The organism is Catellatospora chokoriensis (genome assembly GCF_011297315.1).
Lineage (GTDB): Bacteria > Actinomycetota > Actinomycetes > Mycobacteriales > Micromonosporaceae > Catellatospora > Catellatospora citrea.
Genome location: NZ_JAAOTI010000012.1, coordinates 167,860 through 187,085 on the forward strand (window position 1 = coordinate 167,860; position 19,226 = coordinate 187,085).

The window sequence follows — 19,226 nt, forward strand, 5'->3', positions numbered from 1 at the left end:
CGACCGGCCATCGCGGTCTGCCCGGACGCCGTCCAGTTGCACCGCCGACGGCGTCCGGGCGGGCCGCACGGGCAGGCGGCGAAAGGAGCATGCACATGAACAGACGGATCCTGGCGGTCGCCGCCGGGGCGCTGATCCTGCTGCTCGGCACCGGCAGCGGCACCGCCGCCGCGGCCGGCGGCCACCACGACGCGGGGTTCGTGACCCGCCACGGCAGTGACCTGAAACTGAACGGCAAACCGTTCCGGTTCGCCGGGACGAACAACTACTACCTGATCTACCAGTCGCCGACGATGGTCGACGACGTGTTCGCCCGCGCCGAGGGTGCGGACCTCACCGTGCTGCGCAGCTGGGGCTGGCTCGACATCGGCAACCAGGACGACTCCGGATCGGTGTCGGGCAAGAAGAACGGCGTCTACCTGCAGTACTGGGACGGCACGCGGCCCGCGTACCACGACGGGCCGGACGGCCTGCAGCGGCTGGACTACGTGCTGTGGAAGGCCGGGCAGACCGGGATCAAGCTGGTCATCCCGTTCACCAACAACTGGTCCGACTTCGGCGGCATCGACCAGTACGTGCGCTGGGCCGGGGCCGACAACCACGACGACTTCTTCACCGACCCGGTCATCAAGGGCTGGTACAAGGACTGGATCAGCCACCTGCTGAACCGGGTGAACCCGCTGACCGGCCTGGCGTACAAGGACGACCCGGCGGTGATGATGTGGGAGCTGGGCAACGAGCCGCGCTGCAAGGGCTCCGGCCTGTACCCGCCGTCGGCGTCGTGCACCCCGGCCACGCTCACCGCCTGGGCCGACGAGATGACCCGCCACGTCAAGAGCGTCGACAGCAAGCACCTGGTCGGCGTCGGTGACGAGGGCTTCTACTGCGACGACCCGGCCTCGGCGGACTGGACCACCAACTGCGGCGAGGGCGTCGACTCGGTGGCGCTGGGCAGGCTGCCCGCGGTGGACGTGGTCTCGTTCCACCTCTACCCGGACGGCTGGGGCGACAAGACCGCCCAGTGGGGCGCCGACTGGATCAGGCGGCACAACCGCGACGCCAAGAAGGTCGCCAAACCGTCGATGCTCGGCGAGTTCGGCTGGCGCGACAAGGCCACCCGCAACCCGGTCTATCAGCAGTGGACCGACGCCGCCGCGAGCGACGGGGGCGACGGCTTCCTCTACTGGATGCTCAACGGCATCCAGGACGACGGCACCATGTACCCCGACTACGACGGCTTCACCGTGGCATGCCCCGGCACGGTCTGCCAGACCATCACCAACGCCGGGACGATCATCAGCAGCGGGCGGCGCACCTTCCCGCCCGTCGCCGACCACGACGACGTCGTGGTGCCGTTCGGCACGACGGCCACGCTCAGTCCGGCGGCCAACGACATCGCGTACCAGACGCACGTCCGGGTCGACAGGATCGACCTGGATCCGGCGGCGGACGGACGGCAGACCAGCGCGACCGTGCCCGGCGGTGCGTTCGCCCTGGCCGCCTCCGGGCAGCTCACGTTCACCCCGAATGAGGGCTTCACCGGCAAGGCGGCGGTGGGCTACACGATCCGCGACACGGCCGCCCGGCTGTCCAACGTGGCCACCGTGACCGTGACCGTGCTGCCCGACCCGACCGCCGCCATCCCGCTCGCCTCCTGGGAGACCGGCGTCGAGGGCTGGGCCCCCGGCAACTGGCAGACCAACGCGGGCACCCTCAGCGGGCAGACGACGTTCGCCACCGACGGCACGTCCGGCCTGCACGCCGACGCCGCCGACGGCGGCTGGTTCGGCGTCAGCTTCCCCGCGCCCGTCGACCTGTCAGGCAAGTCCTACGTCAAGTACGACCTGCGTACCGGCCCCGTCGGCACCTCGACCAGCATCGTCCTGCAGACCGGGCCGTCCTGGACCTGGTGCCAGGGGCCGTTCAACTGGGTCAACCAGGACACGGCCCTGGCCGGCGTCGAAGTGGACCTGAACACCGGCCTGTCCTGCGACCCGGCCTCCCTGAGCGAGGTCCACGCCGTCTACCTCTGGATCAGCCCCGGCTCCTTCGACCTCGACAACCTCCGCGCCGAGTGAAAGGAAGGGCACCTTCACATCGCTATGCGTTGTAGAAGGTGCCCTTCCAAACCGTCGACCGGGCCTGACCGGGGATGGCTGCCGCGCGAGTGCCGCCGGTGGCGGGTGGAGCAGCGGTCAGGCGGCTACGGGAAGCGTGAGGGTGTGGCCGGTGTGGGTGACCTTGGCGCGGAGGTAGCGGAGGTTTTCCGGCTTGGCGTGCACTCCGGTGGGGACCACCTGTGCCACCTCGACGCCGTGGTCGCGCAGCTGGCTGGGCTTGTCGGGGTTGTTGGTGAGCAGGTCGATGCTGGGCACGCCGAGCGCGGTCAGCATCTGCGCGGCGGCGGTGTAGTCCCGCTCGTCGTCGCCGAACCCGAGCGCGCGGTTCGCGGCGTAGGTGTCAAGGCCCGAATCCTGCAGGGCGTACGCGTCGAGCTTGGCGTAGAGGCCGATGCCCCGGCCCTCCTGGCGCAGGTAGAGCAGGTAGCCGCCGCGCTCGGTGATGCGTTGGACGGCCTCTCTCAGCTGCGGGCCGCAGTCGCATCGTGCCGACCCGAACACGTCGCCGGTCATGCATTCCGAGTGGGCTCGCACCAGCGGCGTGGTGGCGTTGGCGAAGTCCCCGAGGCCGAGCGCGAGGTGCTCCAGGCCGTCGGACAGGCCGGTGAAGGTGAAGACCTCGGCGGTGGTGGCGTACCCGTCGGGGAAGCGCAGCGGAACGGTCACCCTCGTGCGTACACCCAGCTGCTCGGTCATGGCTCACCATCTCGTCGTCGGCACGTGCTCCGTCCAGGTGACGCGCACGTTGCTACTTGATTGTTGAAGGCTCAAGAACTGTGTGAAATTCCCTCACCTCCCTCTGTGCGCTGCGCCACACGCCGCGTAGCATCCGCAGCCATGACCGTGTCGCCCCCCACATCCGCCGAGGTCACCGCCCCCGACCAACCGCTCACCGGCGCGGTACGTGCCGGGTACGCGCTGGGCTCGCTGGCCACCGGAGCCTTCGGCACCGTGCCCGGCCTGCTGCTGCTGCCGTACCTGACCGACAACCTCGGCGTCGCCGCGGGCCTGGCCGGCCTGCTGGTGCTGGTGCCGAAGGCCTGGGACGTGCTGATCAACCCGGTCGCGGGCCGCATCTCCGACCGCACGGTGTCCCGCTGGGGCGCCCGGCGGCCGTACCTGCTGTTCGGCGGGCTCGCCGTGGCGGTGCTGTTCGCGTTGATGTTCGCCGGGCCGTTCGGGGCGGGCTCGGGGGCGGCGCTCTACGTCGCGGTCGCGTTCCTGCTCACCGCCACGGCGTACGCCTTCTTCCAGGTGCCGTACGTGGCGATGCCCGCCGAGATGACCGACGACTACAGCGAGCGCACCCGCCTGATGACGTGGCGGGTCGCCGTGCTCGCGGTGGCGATCCTGGTCTCCGGCGCGGTCGCCCCGATCGTGGTGCAGGCCGGGGGCGGGGGCGTGCCCGGACACCGCTGGATGGGCGTGTTCGTCGCCGCGCTGATCGTGGTCGGCGCGCTCGGTTCGTTCTTCGGCACCCGGCGCGCGCCCGTCGGCCGGGTCACCGAGAGCGAGCCGACGCTGCGCGCGCAACTCGCCGTCGTACGCCGGAACAGGCCGTTCACCGTGCTGCTGACCGTGTTCGTGGTGCAGTCGATCGGCGTCGCGACGATGCTGGCCGGGGTCAAGTACGTCGCCGACCACGTGCTCCAGCGTCCCGAGGACGGCCCGACGCTGCTGTTCGCCTGCTTCGTCGGCCCGGCGCTGCTGGTGATGCCGCTGTGGAGCCGGGTCGGCGCGCGGGTCGGCAAGACGAAGGCGCTGGTGCTGGCCTCGGTGCTGCTGTCCGGTGGCGCGCTGGCGCTGGTCGTGGCGGGTTCGGTGCCGCCGGTGGTGGCGTACGTCATCACGGGTCTGATCGGGGTCGGTTACGCGGGCCAGCAGGTGTTCGCGATGGCGATGCTGCCCGACTGCGTGGCGTACGACGCGGCGCGCACCGGCCGCCGCCAGGCGGGCGTGTTCACCGGCCTGTGGACGGCGGGGGAGACGTTCGGCCTCGCGCTCGGCCCCGGCCTGTACGCGCTGGTCCTCCAGCTGTCCGGTTACGCCTCCTCGGCGAGCGGCGCGGCGGCCCAGTCCGACGGGGCGAAGCTCGGCGTGCTGCTCGGCTTCAGCCTCGTGCCCGCGCTGCTGGTCGGCCCGGTGACGCTGCTGCTGCGCCGCTACGACCTGACCCCGGAGCGCCTGGCATCCGTGCAGGTCGAGAACGGCAGCGCCGCAGAAGATAGTGTGACCCGATGATCGACGCACTCCCGCCCCAGGGCGTCCCCGCCGACCAGGTGCTCGCCGAGCTGCGCGGGATGCGCGCCGCCGACCTGCCCACCCACGGCGGGCGGCTGTTCGCCTACGTGTACGACCCGGCCAGGGCCGGGCTCGACGAGCTGGCGATGTCCGCGTACGCCCTGTCCGCCCACGTGAACGGCCTGGACCCGACCGCGTTCCCGTCCCTGCTGGCGACGGAGAACGCGCTGGTCGCCGCCGCGGCCCGGGTGCTCGGGGCAGGCCCCGGCACGGACGCGCCGGACGTGGTCGGCTCGGTCACCAGCGGCGGCACCGAGTCGCTGATCCTGGCCGTGAAGACGGCCCGCGACGCGCACCCGGAGATCACCGCGCCGCGCCTGGTCGCCCCGTCGACCGCGCACGCGGCGTTCGCCAAGGCCGCGCACTACCTCGGCGTGGCGCTGGACCTGGTGCCGGTCGACCCGGAGACGTTCACGCCGGACCCGGCCGCGGTCGCCGCCGCGATCACCGCGGACACGGTGCTGGTGGCGTGCTCCGCGCCGTCGTACGCGCAGGGGGTCGTCGATCCGGTCGAGCAGATCGCGGCGATCGCCGCCGAGCGGGGCGTGCGCTGCCACGTGGACGCCTGCTTCGGCGGCTGGGCGCTGCCGTTCCTGCGCCGGGTCGGGGTCGCGGTGCCCGCGTTCGACTTCGGCCTGCCGGGCGTGACGAGCATGTCGGTCGACCTGCACAAGTACGCGTACACCCCCAAGGGTGTGTCGGTGCTGCTGCACCGCGACGCGGGCCTGCGCCGCCCGCAGTACTTCGCCTTCGCGGACTGGCCGGGCTACACCATGGTCAACCCGGTGATCTCGTCGACGAGGTCCGGCGGCCCCATCGCGGCGGCGTTCGCCACGCTGCGCCACGTCGGCGACGAGGGTTACCTGGAGCTGGCCCGGCAGACCCGCGACGCCGTCGCCGGGCTGGCCAAGGCGGTGTCCGAGGTGGACGGGCTGCGGCTGCTCGCCCCGGCCGACTTCACGGTCGTGTGTCTGACCTCGGACGACCCGGGGCTGGACCTGTTCGTGCTGGCCGACGAGCTGGCCGCGCGGGGCTGGCACACCCAGCCGCAGCTGCCGTACCAGGGCATCCCGGCCAGCATCCACCTGACCGTGACCGCGTCGGTGCTGCCGCAGGTGCCGCAGTTCGGCCCGGCGCTGGCCGAGTCGGCCGCCGCCGCCCGCGCCCACGGCCCGGTCGAGCTGCCCGCCGAACTCCTGGCGATGGCCGCCCACCTGCCGCCGGACCAGCTCACCGCCGAGATGGTCGCCGGCCTGGCCGACACCTTCGGCCTCACCGGCGGCGAACCCGGCGCGGCCCCGCGCATGGCCGTCGTCAACGCCGTCCTCGCGGCGGCCCCGCCCCGCCTGCGCGAACGCCTCCTGGTCGAGTTCGTCAGCCTGCTCCAACGCCCCTCCTGGTGAAAGGAAGTGCACCTTCTTATCGCCATAGGTAGAGGAAGGGCACCTTCTTAACCGTCCGCCCCGCTGACCGGGGCGGACATGCCCGGGACGCCGGCACGGCGCTGCCGTGCCGGGCCAAGCCCGGTGCGAGGTTAAGAAGGTGCCCTTCCTCTACGAATACGGTTGGGAAGGTGCCCTTCCTTACTTGCGGAGGAGGCAGGTGAGGCGGGCGGTGCAGATGCGCTGGTCGTCCTCGTCGGTGATGACGATTTCGTAGGTGACGATGCTGCCGCCGCGGTGCAGCGGGGTCGCCACGCCGGTGACCAGGCCGGCGCGGGCGGCTCGGTGGTGGGTGGCGCTGATGTCGACGCCCACCGCGTACGGCCGCCCGATGGTCGAGCCGTGCAGCGTGGCCCCGATCGAGCCGAGGGTCTCCGCGAGCACGCAGGACGCGCCGCCGTGCAGGAGCCCGAAGGGCTGGGTGTTGCCCTCCACCGGCATCGTCGCGACGAGCCGTTCCGGGGTCGCCTCCAGCAGCTTGATGCCCATGCGCTCGGCCAGCGCGCCCTGCATGGTCGTGTCGTAAGTCATCTCCACCCGCCGCACGTTACCCGCCGGTCAACCCGGCGGGCAGGGGCCCGGAGACGGTTCCGGGGAACCCGCGGCCTCCGGGGGAGCGGAGGGGCGGATTCCCCAGAAACAGGCCGGGCGGCACAGTCGCGGATCAGGGGGTGGAGCCGCGGGAGTGGCCCAGCGTGGCGATCCCGACGATCCAGCCCACGAACAGGCCGTAGATCGCGCCGGAACCGGCCGCCTGGAAGGCGCCCAGCAGCGAGGCGTCCGAGCGGATGAAGGCGGTGAGCAGGCCCGCCACCGCACCGGCGAAGATGTACCCGGACCAGCCGGCCATCAGCTGGCTGAACGTGCCGCGGGCACGTCCCAGCTGAGCATTGGTCGACAGGGCCAGGAACACGGCCGTGAAGATGACGAGCAGGATCGCCTTGAGGTCGGCGGCGAGCACGTCCTGCACCGAGCTGTCCGCGTCGAAGCTCCAGGCAGGCCACGTCAGCAGCTTGAGGAACCAGCCGCCGGCGGTGTTGGTGTCGGCGTTGTCGTTGGCCCAGTCGACGTAGACGGGGCTGCCGAACACCAGCACGAGGATGAGTGCGGCGATGACGCCCGCACCGGTCGCGGTGCGGTATCGCGATGCGGTCAGTACCATGGCGCCCCGATTGCCGAGCGCCACGGTCAGTAAACATCCGTGTCCAGTGTGTACTGATTAATCCCTCGTACCCGGGCGCACAGCGGACGTGCGCCCGGCTCTCAAGGGATCACGGGGCCTGCCGCGGCTGGACCGCCTGCGGGTGGCGTCTGGCCGACATGCGGGCGGCCAGCCATACGAAGAACATGGCCAGGGCCAGCTGGATGATGTGCCTGATCCAGTCGATGCCTCGGGTCTCGCCGACGCCGAGCCAGGTGGCGATGATGCCGCCGAGCGTCGCGGCCAGGATGCCGGCGATCACCGTCATCAGCGCGGAGATGTTCTGCCGGCCCGGCAGCAGCAGCCGGCCCAGGTAGCCGACGATCGCGCCGCCGATGATGCCCCAGAGGATCGCCCCGATCATGTACGCCTCCCGTGATCATGACTGCTACGTGGCCAGTATCGGCCGGTCCCGGGAGGGTATGGAGGTGTTTGGGGATATTCGTCGGCATCCGGCCGGGCAGGAGGATGCTGCGCGCTCAGACGCCGCTCGGCGCGGCCACGACGCAGGACGGGTTCGGCACGGCGACGGTCTCGCCGGTGGGCTCGGGCAGTCCGGTGACCGGATCCCGGCGGAACACGCTCACCGTGTCACCGTCCTGATCGGCCACATAGAGGAAGTCGCCGATCAGCGCGAAGTGCCGCGGCCAGCGGCCGGTCGGCACGTCCGCGACCGGGCGCAGCGTGCCGCCCTCCACCGCGAACACGGTGAGGCAGTCCGCGCCCCGGTTGGCGAGGTAGAGGAACCGCCCGTCGGGGGAGCACTCCAGGTGGCTCGGATAGTTGCGCTCGCCCGGCTCGCCGACGGTCGCCGCGACCGACGACACCGGCCGCAGCCGGCCGTCGGCCGCCTCGCAGACGACCACGGTCGAGTCCAGCTCCCCGGCGACGAACACCGCGCCGGACGGGTGGAACGCCAGGTGGCGCGGGCCCATCCCGGGGATCAGCGGGGAGGTCGCCACGTGCTCCAGGCCGTCGGGCCCGACGGCGTAGCTACGCACCTCGTCGGTGCCCAGGTCGGTGACGTACAGCAGCCCGTCCGGGGCGAGCAGCGCCATGTGCGCGTGCGGGGACTCCTGGCGCTCGGCGTCCGGGCCGCTGCCCTCGTGCGCCACCAGCTCGTGGTACGGCAGCAGCGCCCCGTCGTCGCCGATCGCGAACACGCTGACCGAGCCGCCGCTGTAGTTGGCCGCCACCACGAACCGGCCCCCGGGGTCGACGGCGAGATGGCAGGGGTCGGCGCCGCCACTGGGCTGCGCGCCGAGCAGCCGGAGCCCGTCGCCGGTCACGGCGTACGACAGCACCTGCGCGGCGGATTCGGAGGCCGCGTAGAGGTGGGTGCCGTCGGGGTGCCAGGCGAGCCACGACGGGTCGACCGCAGTGACGGGTGGGTGAGCCGGTGCCAGCCGACCGGTCTGCGGGTCCTGCCGCCAGGCGGTGATCGCCAGCTCGGGGCCGGCCTTCGCCGTGTAGGAGCCGATGTGGACCAGGTCAGCGGGAACCGAAGGCATGGCAGGCAGCTTAGTGCGCGGCACGCGGCAACGGCCGGGTCGGTCCTGCCGTGGTCGGGCGCTCCCGCCCGGCGGCAGGGGACCGCCGGCGTGTCGACCTGCGCGAACCGGGCTCGCGGACCCGAACAGGGCCCGCCGCCGATGGGCTGCCGTCGTCAGGCGGGTGCGGCCGGCAGGTGCACCTCGAACCGGCAACCGGCGGCGGTGTTGGCCACGCCGACCCGGCCGCCGTGCGCCTCGACCAGCCCCGCGACGATGGCCAGCCCCAGCCCGCCCCCGCCGTCGGCGTCCGGGGTGCGCGCCTTGGCGCCGCGGAACGCGACGTCGAAGACGTGCGGCAGGTCCGACTCGGCGATGCCGCCGCAGGTGTCGGCGACGGCCAGCCAGCCGCCTTCGGCGTCCCGTCCGCCGGTGACCGTGACCGTGCCGTCGGCCGGGGTGTAGCGCACCGCGTTGAGCAGCAGGTTCGCCACGATCCGGGACAGCTCGCGCTCACCCGCCCGCACCACCGGCCAGTCGCCGTCGGCGACCAGGCGCACGCCCCGCGTGGCGGCCACCGGCGCGGCCGCGGCGACGGCGTCGGAGACCACCTCGCCCAGCGGCACGTCGACGGGGGACAGCGCCAGCGCCCCGGCGTTGATCCGGGACAGCTCGAACAGGTCGTCGACCAGCGCGGCCATCCGGTCGGTGCCGGTGCGGATGCGGCGGTGGTACTCGGCCACGGCGGCGGGCTCGCTGACCACTCCGTCCTCCAGCGCCTCGGCCATGGCCCGGATGCCGGCCAGCGGGGTGCGCAGGTCGTGCGACACCCAGGCGACCAGGTCGCGGCGGCTCGCCTCGACCTGCCGCTCGCGCTCGCGGGCGTCGGCGGCCCACATCGCCGAGCGGGCCAGCCGCCACGCCACCCAGCCGCCGATCAGCAGGCTGACCAGTCCCGACAGCGGCACCACGACGAGCAGCACGTGCAGGTCGTGCGGGGAGATGAACATGCCCTCGGCGACCGCCAGCACCCCGGCCAGCAGCGCCAGCACCGTGGCCACCAGCAGCACGCACACGTTCAGGGTGAGCGAGCGGCGGTGCAGCAGGCGCAGCAGCAGCGCCGCGGGCAGCCAGACGACGGCCGCGCCGGCCAGTGCGGCGAGCAGGATCAGCAGCACGTCACGCACCGTCGGCCGCCCGCACGGGTTCGTACCGGTAGCCCACGCCCCAGACGGTGTGGATGCGCTGCGGCATGGCGGGGTCGGGCTCGATCTTCTCGCGCAGCCGTCGCACGTGGACGGTGACCGTGGACTGGTCGCCGAAGGTCCAGCCCCACACGGACTCCAGCAGCTGCGCCCGGCGCAGCGCCTCGTTCGGATGCGCCATCAGGTACGCCAGCAGGTCGAACTCGCGCACGGTCAGCGCCAGCTCGCGGCCGCCGAGGTGGGCGGTGCGGCGCACCGGGTCGACGACGAGGCCGCCGTCGGCCAGCACGGCGGCCGGCACGGTCTGCGGGCCGGTGCGGCGCAGCACGGACTGGGCGCGCAGCACCAGCTCGCGCGGGGAGAACGGTTTGGTCACGTAGTCGTCCGCGCCGACCTGCAGGCCGACGATGCGGTCGACCTCCTCGCCGAGCGCGGTCAGCATGATGATCGGCACGCCGGGGCCGGGCTCGGCGCGCAGCCGCCGGGCCACCTCCAGCCCGTCGACGCCGGGCAGCATCAGGTCCAGGATGATCAGATCCGGCCGTTCCCGGGCGTACGCGTCGAGCGCCGCCTGCCCGTCGGCGGCCAGCACCACCCGGTGCCCGGCGTGCTCCAGGTAGCGGCGTACCACGTCGCTGACGGTCGGGTCGTCGTCGACGACGAGCACGCTGGTGGCCATGTCGCGAGCGTACGTCGTGATCATCGGCGGCGGCCGGAGTGCCGCCGTATCGGATCCTTACGATCCGCGAACGTGGGCTCCCACCGGGCCGCCACGGGCCTTAGCGTCAGGGCATGACGAGGTTGTTCCGCAAGCCCGCCCTGTGGGCGGTGGCCGCGGTGGCGGCCGTGGGCCTGGCGTTCGGCCTGTACTGGTTCCAGCCCTGGAAGCTGCTCACCTCGAAGACCGTCAACGACGCCGCCCCGGTGGTGGTGACCACGAGCGCGACGCCGTCGCCGGCCTCCTCGCCGGCCGCGGGCGCGCCCTCGCCGTCGGCCGTCGCCGTGCTGGTCGCCGAGGGAAAGCTGGTCACCCACGAGCACGACACCTCCGGAACGGCGCAGCTGGTGCGGCTGCCCGGCGGCGCCTACCAGGTGATCCTGCGCGACCTGGCCACATCGGACGGCCCGGACCTGCGGGTCTGGCTGACCGATCAGCCGGTGCTGCCCGGCCGCGACGGCTGGCACGTCTTCGACGACGGCAGGCATGTCGAGCTGGGCCGCCTCAAGGGCACCCACGGCACCCAGGTGTACGCCGTGCCCGCGAACGCGGACCCGACCGACCTGCGCAGCGTGACCATCTGGTGCGCCCGCTTCAAGGTCTCCTTCGCCGCCGCGCCGCTGGCGGCGTGACCGGGCTGCCCGCGGTTCAGGAGGGGACGGGGCGGGCCATGTCGGGGTCCCAGCGCCAGCCGGGCAGCAGCACCCCGCCGACCCAGCGGGGGAAGGTCTGCCAGGTCGCGTCGCCGTGCAGGATCCGCTGGCCGTACGCGGTGAGCTGGTAACCGCCGTCGCGCAGCGCCAGCGCCGGGCGCTCGGCGTCGTGCAGCCGCCGCAGCACCGGCAACAGCATGGTGTCCCCGAGATACGGCAGCGGATCGCCCTCCTGGTGCGCCTGGAAGACGGCGGGGAACGGCAGCGGCCCGGCGCTGACCGCGCGCAGGCACAGCCGTTCCGACAGGGACAGCCCGTCGGTGGTCCACGGCAGCTCCGCCAGGTGCCGGCGCACCGCCCGGGGCAGGAAGGGCAATGCGTCGCCGCCGATCCCGGACAGCGCGACCGGGTCCGGCGCGGACAGCGCGGCCCAGGCCCGCTCGGCCGCGCCGAACTGGTCCGGGCTGACCGGCCGCTCCCGGCCGGCGAGCGTCGCCAGCTGCGGCGCGGACAGCTGCCCCAACCCGATGAACGGGTCCTCGCCGTCGAACGCGTCGATCGAGAGCAGCCGCAGCCGCTCGTGCAGCGCGGGCCGGTGCGCCAGCAGGGCCAGCAACCGGATCAGGATCGCCTGGTCGAACCAGTCGTGCTCGAACCACAGCAGCACGCGGTCGTAGGTGTCGAGGGTGCCGAGTGCGGCGCGCTCCCGCGACAGGCGTTCGCGGACGTGCGCGACGTCGAGGTCGTACGCCCGCGCGAGCCAGTCCGCGCGCACGGCGTCGAACTCGGCGGGGTCAGCCGTGCGGGGGACCGGGCCCTGGCACACCGGGTCCGTGAAGGGCACGAAGTCTCCGCGGAAACCGGCCGGCCCGAGGGTCTCCCGGAGGTCGTCGCCGCAGCGTACGTGGGCGGTGCGCATGGGCGTCAGTCTAGGTGCGACAGCCCCCGGCGACCGGTCGACGGGCTGAGCGGACAGGTGTTACCGGCGGTATGACCCATCGACATATGCGCGCTTGGGAAACTATCATTTCGTCATGGCGCGGACTCGTACGGTGACAGGTGCCGGGATCATCGCAACCGTGGCGCTCGTCCTTCTGTTCGGTAACCAGCCCTTCGTGGAGTGGGTGTCGAGGCACACCAGCTCCGACAATGCGTGGGGCTGGTTCCTGCGTGTGCTGACCTGGCCCCGGTGGGCCTTCGGTCCCGTCGACGGATCCAGCGGCGCGATGCGCCGGCTGCTCGCCGACGACCTGCGCGCGCTCCTGCTGATCCTCTTCGTGGCCCTCATCCTCGGCGTGGTCAGCAAGGCGGTCACCGGTGGCGCCGGCGGCTTCCTGCTCGGCTGGTCGGCTCTGATCTTCGGATCGGCCCTGGCGGCCTTCATCACCTCCTTCATCATCAGCAACCCCACCTTCGTCGGGGCGCTGCAGAGCGCCGCCGCCGGTTCGGCCTACGGGCTGTTCGTCGGCTGGGTCGTCGGGGCGCTGACCGGCACCGCCAAGGGCGCCGGCTCCTAGCGCACGCTTCGCGGTGCCCGCGGCCGAGGCGGGCACCGCGACGTGCGGCCGGAACGGTGCACGTGCACGGCGTTCACAAAATTGTGAATACTCATAAGCTTGTTATGATCGTCCTTGATGAGCGACAAGGTTGACGCGGTGACACCGCGTGATGAGGACGGCGTGCGCCGGTCCGTGGAGCACATGGCCATGATGCTGGCCGACATGGGCTTCCCTCGAATGCCGTCCCGGGTGCTGATGACCATGATGAGCGCCGAGGAGACCTCGCTCACCGCCGGTGACCTGGCGGAGCGGCTGGGCGTGAGCGCCGCCGCGATCTCCGGCGCGGTCCGCTACCTGATGCAGATGGGCTTCCTCGTCCGCGAGCCCGCGCCCGGTTCCCGCCGCGACCGCTACCGCCTGCCCGACCAGCCCTGGTACGGCGTGACCACCGCCAAGCGCGGCTTCTACGGCCAGTTCTCCGACGAGGCCGAGGTCGTCATCGACGCCGCGGGCGGCGCCCGGACGCTGGCCGGCGAGCGCATGACCGACATGCGCGACTTCTTCCGCTTCGTGGAGGAGCAGGTCGGCACCGCACTGCAACGCTGGCAGGAGCAGCGCCCACCCCGCTCCTGACGCCCGCCCCGGCCGCCGCCGCCCCGCCGCCCCGGCGGCGCTCCGCTCCGCTCCGTGATCGTTCGACTTGCCAGGCACGTGGGCGAAAGCGCGGACAAGATACGCACGGGTGCCAGGCAAGACCGATGATCATGGGGCGGGCCCGCCCGTGGAGGGGGTTTCGCCGGGAAGCGGCGAACTTTTCGCCGCGCCCGGCATGAATCGGGTCCGTTCACCCGCCCGGCCGGGCGCCTTCCGGGGGGCCGGACGGACCCTCGCGACAGGATCCATCCGGCCGTTGCGACGCGGCCTGAGCTGTCGCGTGGCGACGCCCGCTGACCGCCCCGTTCCCGGCGCGGACGTTCCGGCGGGCCGGTCGGTTCGAGACGATCCAGCGCGCGTCCGACCGCCCCGCCGCCCCAGAGTCGTGATCAGACAAGCCTTGACCTGCCCCGACACCCTGCCGGCCCACTGCGCCACGGATGCCGTCCGCAACTCTGGCGGAGTCGCGGTGTGGAGACCGTTATGAGACCGCGACTTTTTAAGACTTGCGCGCTAGGGGAGGGGGTGTTCTGGAGGGTCATGGCCAACTTCTGCTAGATCAAACAAAAGTTATGCAGATTCAGCGAGAAGCTATGGACACGATTGTCGAAAGCTCGTAACCTGTGCGACACACCACATCGGTGGCGTCCTATCAGGTCGGAGGAACGAGCGGATGAGCCTCGCGCGGACGCTCTGGGACCCGCTGCACGTCAGAGTGCTGCGGCTGCTGCGGGACGAGGGCGCGCTGTCACGCGCGGAACTCGCCGACCGGCTGGACATCCCGCGTCCGCGGCTGCTCGGCGAGCTCGACCGGCTCGTCGCCGGCGGCCACGTCGCCGAGGCGGGTCCGGCGGAGTCGCGCGGCGGTCGCCGCTCGACGCTGGTGGAGCTGAACCCCGGCATGCGCTTCGCGGGTGTCGACCTGGGCGCGACGTCGATCGACGTCGAGGTGACCAACGGGCGGCTGGAGCCGGTCGCGCACTACAGCGAGACGGCCGACATCCGCAGCGGCCCGAAGGTCACCCTGCAGCGGGTCAACGAGCTGCTGGCCAAGGCCAAGGTGGAGGGCGCGTTCACGCACCTCGACGGCATCGGCATCGGCGTGCCCGGCCCGGTCAGCTTCCGTGACGGCGTGCCCGTCTCCCCGCCCATAATGCCCGGCTGGGACCGCTTCCCCGTGCGCGAGCTGCTCACGCGGGAACACGGATGCCCGGCCGTGGTGGACAACGACGTGAACATCATGGCGGTGGGCGAGCGCAACGCGGGCGTGGCGCACTCCGTCGACAACTTCCTCTTCGTGAAGATCGGCACCGGCATCGGCTGCGGCGTCTTCCTCGGCGGCGAGGTCTACCGGGGCACCGACGGCTGCGCCGGCGACATCGGCCACATCCAGGTCGACAGCCACGGTCCGGTCTGCTCGTGCGGCAACATCGGCTGCCTGGAGGCGGTCTTCAGTGGCGCCGCGCTGGCCCGCGAGGCCACCGCCGCGGCCCGCTCGGGCACCTCGCCCGCGCTGGCCGAGCGGCTGGCCACCAACGGCGTGGTCACCGCGATGGACGTCGCGATCGCCGCGGTCGAAGGTGATGTGGTCTGCGTGCAGCTGATCCGCGACGGCGGCCGACGCATCGGCACCGTGCTGGCCGGGCTGGTCAGCTTCGTGAACCCTTCGATGATCGTCATCGGCGGCGGGCTGGCCCAGCTGGGCCACATCATGCTCGCCGAGATCCGCAGCGTGGTCTACCGGCGGTCGCTGCCGCTGGCCACCGGGAACCTGCCACTGGTGCTGTCCGAGCTGGGTCCCCGCGCCGGCGTGGCCGGTGCCGCGGTGCTGGCCAGTGAGATCGCCTTCGAGCAAGCATGAGCGAGCGAAGCGAGCGAATCCCGGGGCTCAGGGCGGCTCATGCCGTCGACGAGCGCAGCGAGGAGCGGGCATGAGCGGGCATGAGCGAGCGAATCCGGAGGCTCAGGGCGGCTCATGCCGTCGACGAGCGCAGCGAGGAGCGGGCATGAGCGAGGAGTCGAGCATGAGCGAGCAGCCGGTTGCGGCGGCCGAGGCGGGCGCGGGCGAGGTGGTGCTGCGGCTGTCCGGTGTGGTCAAGACCTTCCCCGGCGTACGCGCCCTCGACGGCGTCGAGCTGGAGGTCCGCGCGGGCGAGGTGCACTGCCTGCTGGGGCAGAACGGCGCCGGCAAGTCCACGCTGATCAAGGTGCTGGCCGGGGTGCACCGCCCCGATGAGGGCGACGTGCAGTGGCTGGGCGAGCAGGTCGCGTTCAGTGGACCGCAGGCCGCCATGAAGGCGGGCATCGCCACCATCTACCAGGAGCTCGACCTGGTCGACTACCTGTCGGTGGCGGAGAACATCTACCTCGGCCACGAGCCGCGCAGCCTGGGCTTCGTGCACAGGGGACAGGCCGCGCGCCAGGCCCGGGAGCTGCTGGGCCGGCTCGGCCACGGCGAGATTCCGGCGCACCGGCTGGTCAAGTCCCTGCCCGCGGCGGGCAAGCAGATCGTCAGCATGGCCCGCGCGCTCTCGCACTCGGCCAAGCTGATCATCATGGACGAGCCCAGCGCGGTCCTGGCGCACGACGAGGTCGGCAACCTGTTCCGGATCATCCGGGAGCTGACCGCGCAGGGCATCGCCGTGGTCTACATCTCGCACCGGCTGGAGGAGATCCGCGAGATCGGTGACCGGGTCACCGTGCTCAAGGACGGGCGCACCTCGGCGGTCAACCTGCCGGCCCGCACCACGCCGACGCGCGACCTGGTGAGCCGGATGACGGGCCGCTCCATCGAGTACGTCTTCCCGCCGCGGCCGGACACCGAGCCGGGCGAGAAGCTGCTGGAGGTGCGCGGGCTGGGCCGCTCCGGGGAGTTCACCGGGGTCGACCTCGACGTGCACTCCGGCGAGATCGTCGGCATCGCGGGCCTGGTCGGCTCGGGCCGTTCGGAGCTGCTGGAGACCGTGTTCGGCGCACGCCAGGCCGAGGCCGGCACGGTGGTCATGGACGGGCGCGGGCTGCCGCCGGGCAACGTCGCCGCGGCGGTGCGGGCGGGCCTGGGCATGGCCCCGGAGGAGCGCAAGAGCCAGGCGCTGCTGCTCGGCCAGCCGATCTACCGCAACATGACGCTGACCAACTTCAGCTCGTACGCGACGGCCGGGTTCACCGACACCGGCAAGGAGCAGGCCGAGGCCATGCGGGTCGCGAACCAGCTGGAACTGCGCCCCCGCGACGTGCGCCGGGCCGTGCGCACGCTGTCGGGCGGCAACCAGCAGAAGGTGGTCGTCGGCCGGTGGCTGCTGGGCGGCACCCGGCTGCTGCTGCTCGACGAGCCGACCCGGGGCGTGGACGTGGGCGCGCGGGCGGAGCTCTACCAGGTGATCCGCGACCTCGCCGCGAACGGCGTCGGGGTGCTGCTGGTCTCCAGCGAGGTGCCGGAGGTGCTCGGGCTGTCCGACCGGGTGCTGGTCATGCGCGAGGGCCGGGTGGTGCGCACCGCACCCGCGACCGAGCTCAGTGAAGAGGACGTACTCGATCTGGTGATGGCGGGATCGCTGACCGCCGCGACGACTGAAGAGGTGGCCGCGTGAGCGAGCAACGCGAGCGAACCAGTGGGCTCGGCATTCATGCCGCCGACGAGCGAAGCGAGGAGAGGGCATGAGCGTGTCCAGCGAACAGAAGGTGGAGCAAGAGGTGGCAGGTCCCGCGCCCCATGCTCCGGCCGTCGGTGGGACGAGCTGGTGGAAGGACGAGGCGCAGGAGCCGTTGCGGCGCAACCTGGGCCTGGTCGGGGTGCTGCTGGCGCTGTTCGCGATCGGCGCGTACATCCGGCCCGACCTCTACAGCGACGCGGACTGGGTCGTCAACAACATCATGGTCATCCTGACCCAGGCGGCCGCGATCGGCGTGGTCACCGTCGGCATGACCTTCGTGATCATCGGTGGCGGCATCGACCTGTCCGTCGGCGCGCTGATCGCGCTGTCGGGGGTGTGGGCCACCACCCTGGCCACGCAGAGCTTCGGCCCGGTCGGCATGATCTTCACCGCGGTCGCCGTCGGCATCGGCGCGGGCCTGGTCAACGGCGCGCTCATCGCGTACGGCCGGCTGGTGCCCTTCATCGCCACCCTGGCGATGCTGGTCGCGGCGCGCGGTCTGGCCGCGCAGATCTCCGGCAAGCAGACCCAGATCTCCGCCGACCAGTTCATCAACAGCCTCGCCACCACCCGGATCGGCGGCATCCCGCTGCTGGTCATCATCCTGCTGGTGGTCGCCGGGCTCGGGTGGGTGCTGCTCAACCGCACCACCTTCGGCCGGCGCACCGTCGCCATCGGCGGCAACGCCGAGGCGGCCCGCCTGGCCGGCATCAACGTCCGCGGCCACACCATGCTGCTGTACGCGCTCTCGGGCCTGTGCTGCGGCATCGCCGCGATCATGCTCACCTCGCTCGCCACCTCGTCCCAGGCGGCCGCGGCCGAACTCTACGAACTCGACGCGATCGCGGCCGCGATCATCGGCGGCACGCTGCTGTCCGGCGGCCGCGGCACCATCGTCGGCTCGCTGTTCGGCGTGATCGTGTTCTCCGCGATCACCAACCTGTTCGCCATCGCCAACCTGCCCACCGAGGTCCAGAACATGGTCAAGGGCGCGATCATCGTGGTCGCGGTCCTTCTCCAGCAGGTGCGGTTCTCGTCCATCACGCAGTTCGCCCGAAGGCACGGTCTCACCCGGGCGAAACCGCAGACCTGACCGCTCCCTGTGTAAAAGGTTCCATCACCGCACAGCCCGCTCCACCTGGGGCGACCGTCGAACGCGACGGTCGCCGGACCGAATGCACCCTCGCGACGACCAGGAGGTCGTGATGACCAACCCGATTCCGGACACGTCCCGCCGCCGGCTTCTCTTCGGTGGCACGGCGATCGCCGCCGGCGCTCTGCTCACCGCCTGCACCAGCAACGAGCAGACGCCGACCCCGGCGCAGACCAAGGGCGCCGACACCGAAAACCCGAACACCGCCGCCGGCAAGGCGGTCACGATCGGCTTCTCCGCCCCGGCCGCCGACCACGGCTGGATCGCGGCGATCACCAACAACGCCAAGGCGCAGGCCGGGGCGTACAAGGACGTCACCTTCAAGCAGGTCGAGGCGGGCAAGGACGCCGCCGCCCAGCGCGCCGCGCTGGACACCCTGATCGCCGAGAAGCCCGACGTGATCGTGCTGCTGCCGCACGACGGCAAGGAGCTCAACGCGTTCGGCCTCAAGGCGATGGAGGCGGGCATCCCGGTCGTGAACCTCGACCGCGCCTTCCCCGACGCGCTGGCGTACCGCCTGCAGATCAAGGGTGACAACTACGGCATGGGCGTGGCCGCCGGCCACTACATCGGCAAGGCGCTCAAGGCCAAGAACGTGGCCAGCCCGATCATCGGCGAGATCGCCGGCATGGACGAGCTGGAGCTGACCCAGGAGCGCAGCGCGGGCTTCAAGGCCGCGCTGGCCACCTACGGCTTCACGGTGGCCAACCGTCGTGCGGCGCGTTTCACCGCCGACTCCGGCCAGAAGGAGGCCCAGAACCTGCTGCAGGCGCTGCCGAAGATCGACGCCGTGTGGAACCACGACGACGACCAGGGCATCGGCGTGCTGGCCGCGATCACGGCGGCCAACCGCAGCGAGTTCTTCATGGTCGGCGGCGCCGGCTCGAAGAAGGCCATCGAGGACATCGCCGCCGACAAGACCGTGCTCAAGGCGACGGTCACCTACAGCCCGTCCATGGCGTCGTCGGCGATCTCGCTGGCCCGCCTGATCGCCCAGGGCCGGGGCATGTCCGACCTGGTCGAGCTGCAGGTGCCCAAGGAGGTCATCCTGGCTTCCGAGACGATCACGAAAGAGAACGCGAGCACGTACCTGAAGCTCGGTTTCTAAGCCCGACATGGTTCGCCCGCACCAGCGGG

18 protein-coding genes are annotated in these 19,226 nt (G+C 71.9%); 10 read left to right on the top strand and 8 right to left on the bottom strand.

The features are described from left to right. The first annotated feature begins 95 nt into the window (after positions 1-95). Entirely contained in the window at positions 96-2,078 is a 1,983-nt protein-coding gene (locus HAV39_RS19600) for a cellulase family glycosylhydrolase (protein WP_191840643.1), read from the top strand. A gap of 117 nt (positions 2,079-2,195) precedes the next feature. Here the strand turns inward: HAV39_RS19600 and HAV39_RS19605 are convergent, their stop codons facing one another. Beyond that, a complete protein-coding gene (locus HAV39_RS19605) occupies positions 2,196-2,816 on the bottom strand; it encodes a GTP cyclohydrolase II (protein WP_191840644.1) in 621 nt (206 codons plus the stop codon). A 141-nt stretch (positions 2,817-2,957) separates the two neighbouring features. Between HAV39_RS19605 and HAV39_RS19610 the strand changes: the two genes are divergently transcribed. Both HAV39_RS19610 and HAV39_RS19615 read left to right on the top strand, forming a co-directional pair. Beyond that, on the top strand, positions 2,958-4,361 hold the full coding sequence (locus HAV39_RS19610; RefSeq protein WP_191840645.1) for an MFS transporter: 1,404 nt from the start codon (positions 2,958-2,960) through the stop codon (positions 4,359-4,361). Next, positions 4,358-5,824: a pyridoxal phosphate-dependent decarboxylase family protein gene (locus tag HAV39_RS19615; protein ID WP_191840646.1), complete on the top strand. Its 1,467-nt coding sequence runs from the start codon at positions 4,358-4,360 to the stop codon at positions 5,822-5,824. Before HAV39_RS19610 ends, HAV39_RS19615 begins: the two co-directional genes overlap by 4 nt. Positions 5,825-6,004: 180 nt before the next feature. Here HAV39_RS19615 and HAV39_RS19620 read toward each other — a convergent pair whose 3' ends face one another. The 6 genes from HAV39_RS19620 to HAV39_RS19645 all read right to left on the bottom strand — a co-directional run bounded on the left by HAV39_RS19620 (position 6,005) and on the right by HAV39_RS19645 (position 10,438). Continuing rightward, positions 6,005-6,394 (bottom strand): PaaI family thioesterase, encoded by a 390-nt coding sequence (locus tag HAV39_RS19620; RefSeq protein ID WP_239120527.1) that lies wholly within the window; start codon positions 6,392-6,394, stop codon positions 6,005-6,007. Between the two features lie 133 nt (positions 6,395-6,527). Next, entirely contained in the window at positions 6,528-7,025 is a 498-nt protein-coding gene (locus tag HAV39_RS19625; RefSeq protein ID WP_120316621.1) for a hypothetical protein, read from the bottom strand. A 109-nt stretch (positions 7,026-7,134) separates the two neighbouring features. Then, the gene (locus HAV39_RS19630) at positions 7,135-7,428 is read right to left on the bottom strand and encodes a GlsB/YeaQ/YmgE family stress response membrane protein (protein ID WP_191840647.1); all 294 of its coding nucleotides are present in this window, start codon (positions 7,426-7,428) and stop codon (positions 7,135-7,137) included. A gap of 115 nt (positions 7,429-7,543) precedes the next feature. Continuing rightward, on the bottom strand, positions 7,544-8,575 hold the full coding sequence (locus HAV39_RS19635; protein WP_191840648.1) for a lactonase family protein: 1,032 nt from the start codon (positions 8,573-8,575) through the stop codon (positions 7,544-7,546). 155 nt (positions 8,576-8,730) lie between these two features. Next, complete coding sequence (locus tag HAV39_RS19640; protein ID WP_191840649.1) at positions 8,731-9,741, bottom strand: sensor histidine kinase; 1,011 nt, start codon at positions 9,739-9,741, stop codon at positions 8,731-8,733. After that, positions 9,734-10,438 carry a response regulator transcription factor gene (locus tag HAV39_RS19645; protein ID WP_191840650.1) on the bottom strand — a complete coding sequence of 235 codons (705 nt, stop codon included), beginning with the start codon at positions 10,436-10,438 and terminating at the stop codon, positions 9,734-9,736. The genes HAV39_RS19640 and HAV39_RS19645 overlap by 8 nt, the downstream gene beginning before the upstream one ends. Before the next feature lie 113 nt (positions 10,439-10,551). On the opposite strand from HAV39_RS19645, the gene HAV39_RS19650 reads away from it, so the two are divergent. Further along, positions 10,552-11,109 carry a DM13 domain-containing protein gene (locus tag HAV39_RS19650; RefSeq protein ID WP_191840651.1) on the top strand — a complete coding sequence of 186 codons (558 nt, stop codon included), beginning with the start codon at positions 10,552-10,554 and terminating at the stop codon, positions 11,107-11,109. Positions 11,110-11,125: 16 nt separating this feature from the next. On the opposite strand, the gene HAV39_RS19655 is transcribed toward HAV39_RS19650, so the two are convergent. Beyond that, positions 11,126-12,049 (bottom strand): DUF1835 domain-containing protein, encoded by a 924-nt coding sequence (locus HAV39_RS19655; protein ID WP_191840652.1) that lies wholly within the window; start codon positions 12,047-12,049, stop codon positions 11,126-11,128. A 160-nt stretch (positions 12,050-12,209) separates the two neighbouring features. Between HAV39_RS19655 and HAV39_RS19660 the strand changes: the two genes are divergently transcribed. The 6 genes from HAV39_RS19660 to HAV39_RS19685 all read left to right on the top strand — a co-directional run bounded on the left by HAV39_RS19660 (position 12,210) and on the right by HAV39_RS19685 (position 19,197). Further along, positions 12,210-12,647 carry a hypothetical protein gene (locus HAV39_RS19660; protein ID WP_120316614.1) on the top strand — a complete coding sequence of 146 codons (438 nt, stop codon included), beginning with the start codon at positions 12,210-12,212 and terminating at the stop codon, positions 12,645-12,647. A gap of 117 nt (positions 12,648-12,764) precedes the next feature. Then, positions 12,765-13,262: a GbsR/MarR family transcriptional regulator gene (locus HAV39_RS19665; protein WP_191840653.1), complete on the top strand. Its 498-nt coding sequence runs from the start codon at positions 12,765-12,767 to the stop codon at positions 13,260-13,262. A gap of 694 nt (positions 13,263-13,956) precedes the next feature. Next, positions 13,957-15,144 (top strand): ROK family transcriptional regulator, encoded by a 1,188-nt coding sequence (locus HAV39_RS19670; RefSeq protein ID WP_120316612.1) that lies wholly within the window; start codon positions 13,957-13,959, stop codon positions 15,142-15,144. Positions 15,145-15,289: 145 nt separating this feature from the next. Then, a complete protein-coding gene (locus HAV39_RS19675) occupies positions 15,290-16,873 on the top strand; it encodes a sugar ABC transporter ATP-binding protein (RefSeq protein WP_373311731.1) in 1,584 nt (527 codons plus the stop codon). Between the two features lie 67 nt (positions 16,874-16,940). Beyond that, positions 16,941-18,029, top strand: coding sequence for an ABC transporter permease (locus HAV39_RS19680; RefSeq protein ID WP_191840654.1), 1,089 nt, complete (start codon positions 16,941-16,943; stop codon positions 18,027-18,029). 112 nt (positions 18,030-18,141) lie between these two features. Beyond that, complete coding sequence (locus HAV39_RS19685; protein WP_191840655.1) at positions 18,142-19,197, top strand: substrate-binding domain-containing protein; 1,056 nt, start codon at positions 18,142-18,144, stop codon at positions 19,195-19,197. Positions 19,198-19,226 lie beyond the last annotated feature (29 nt).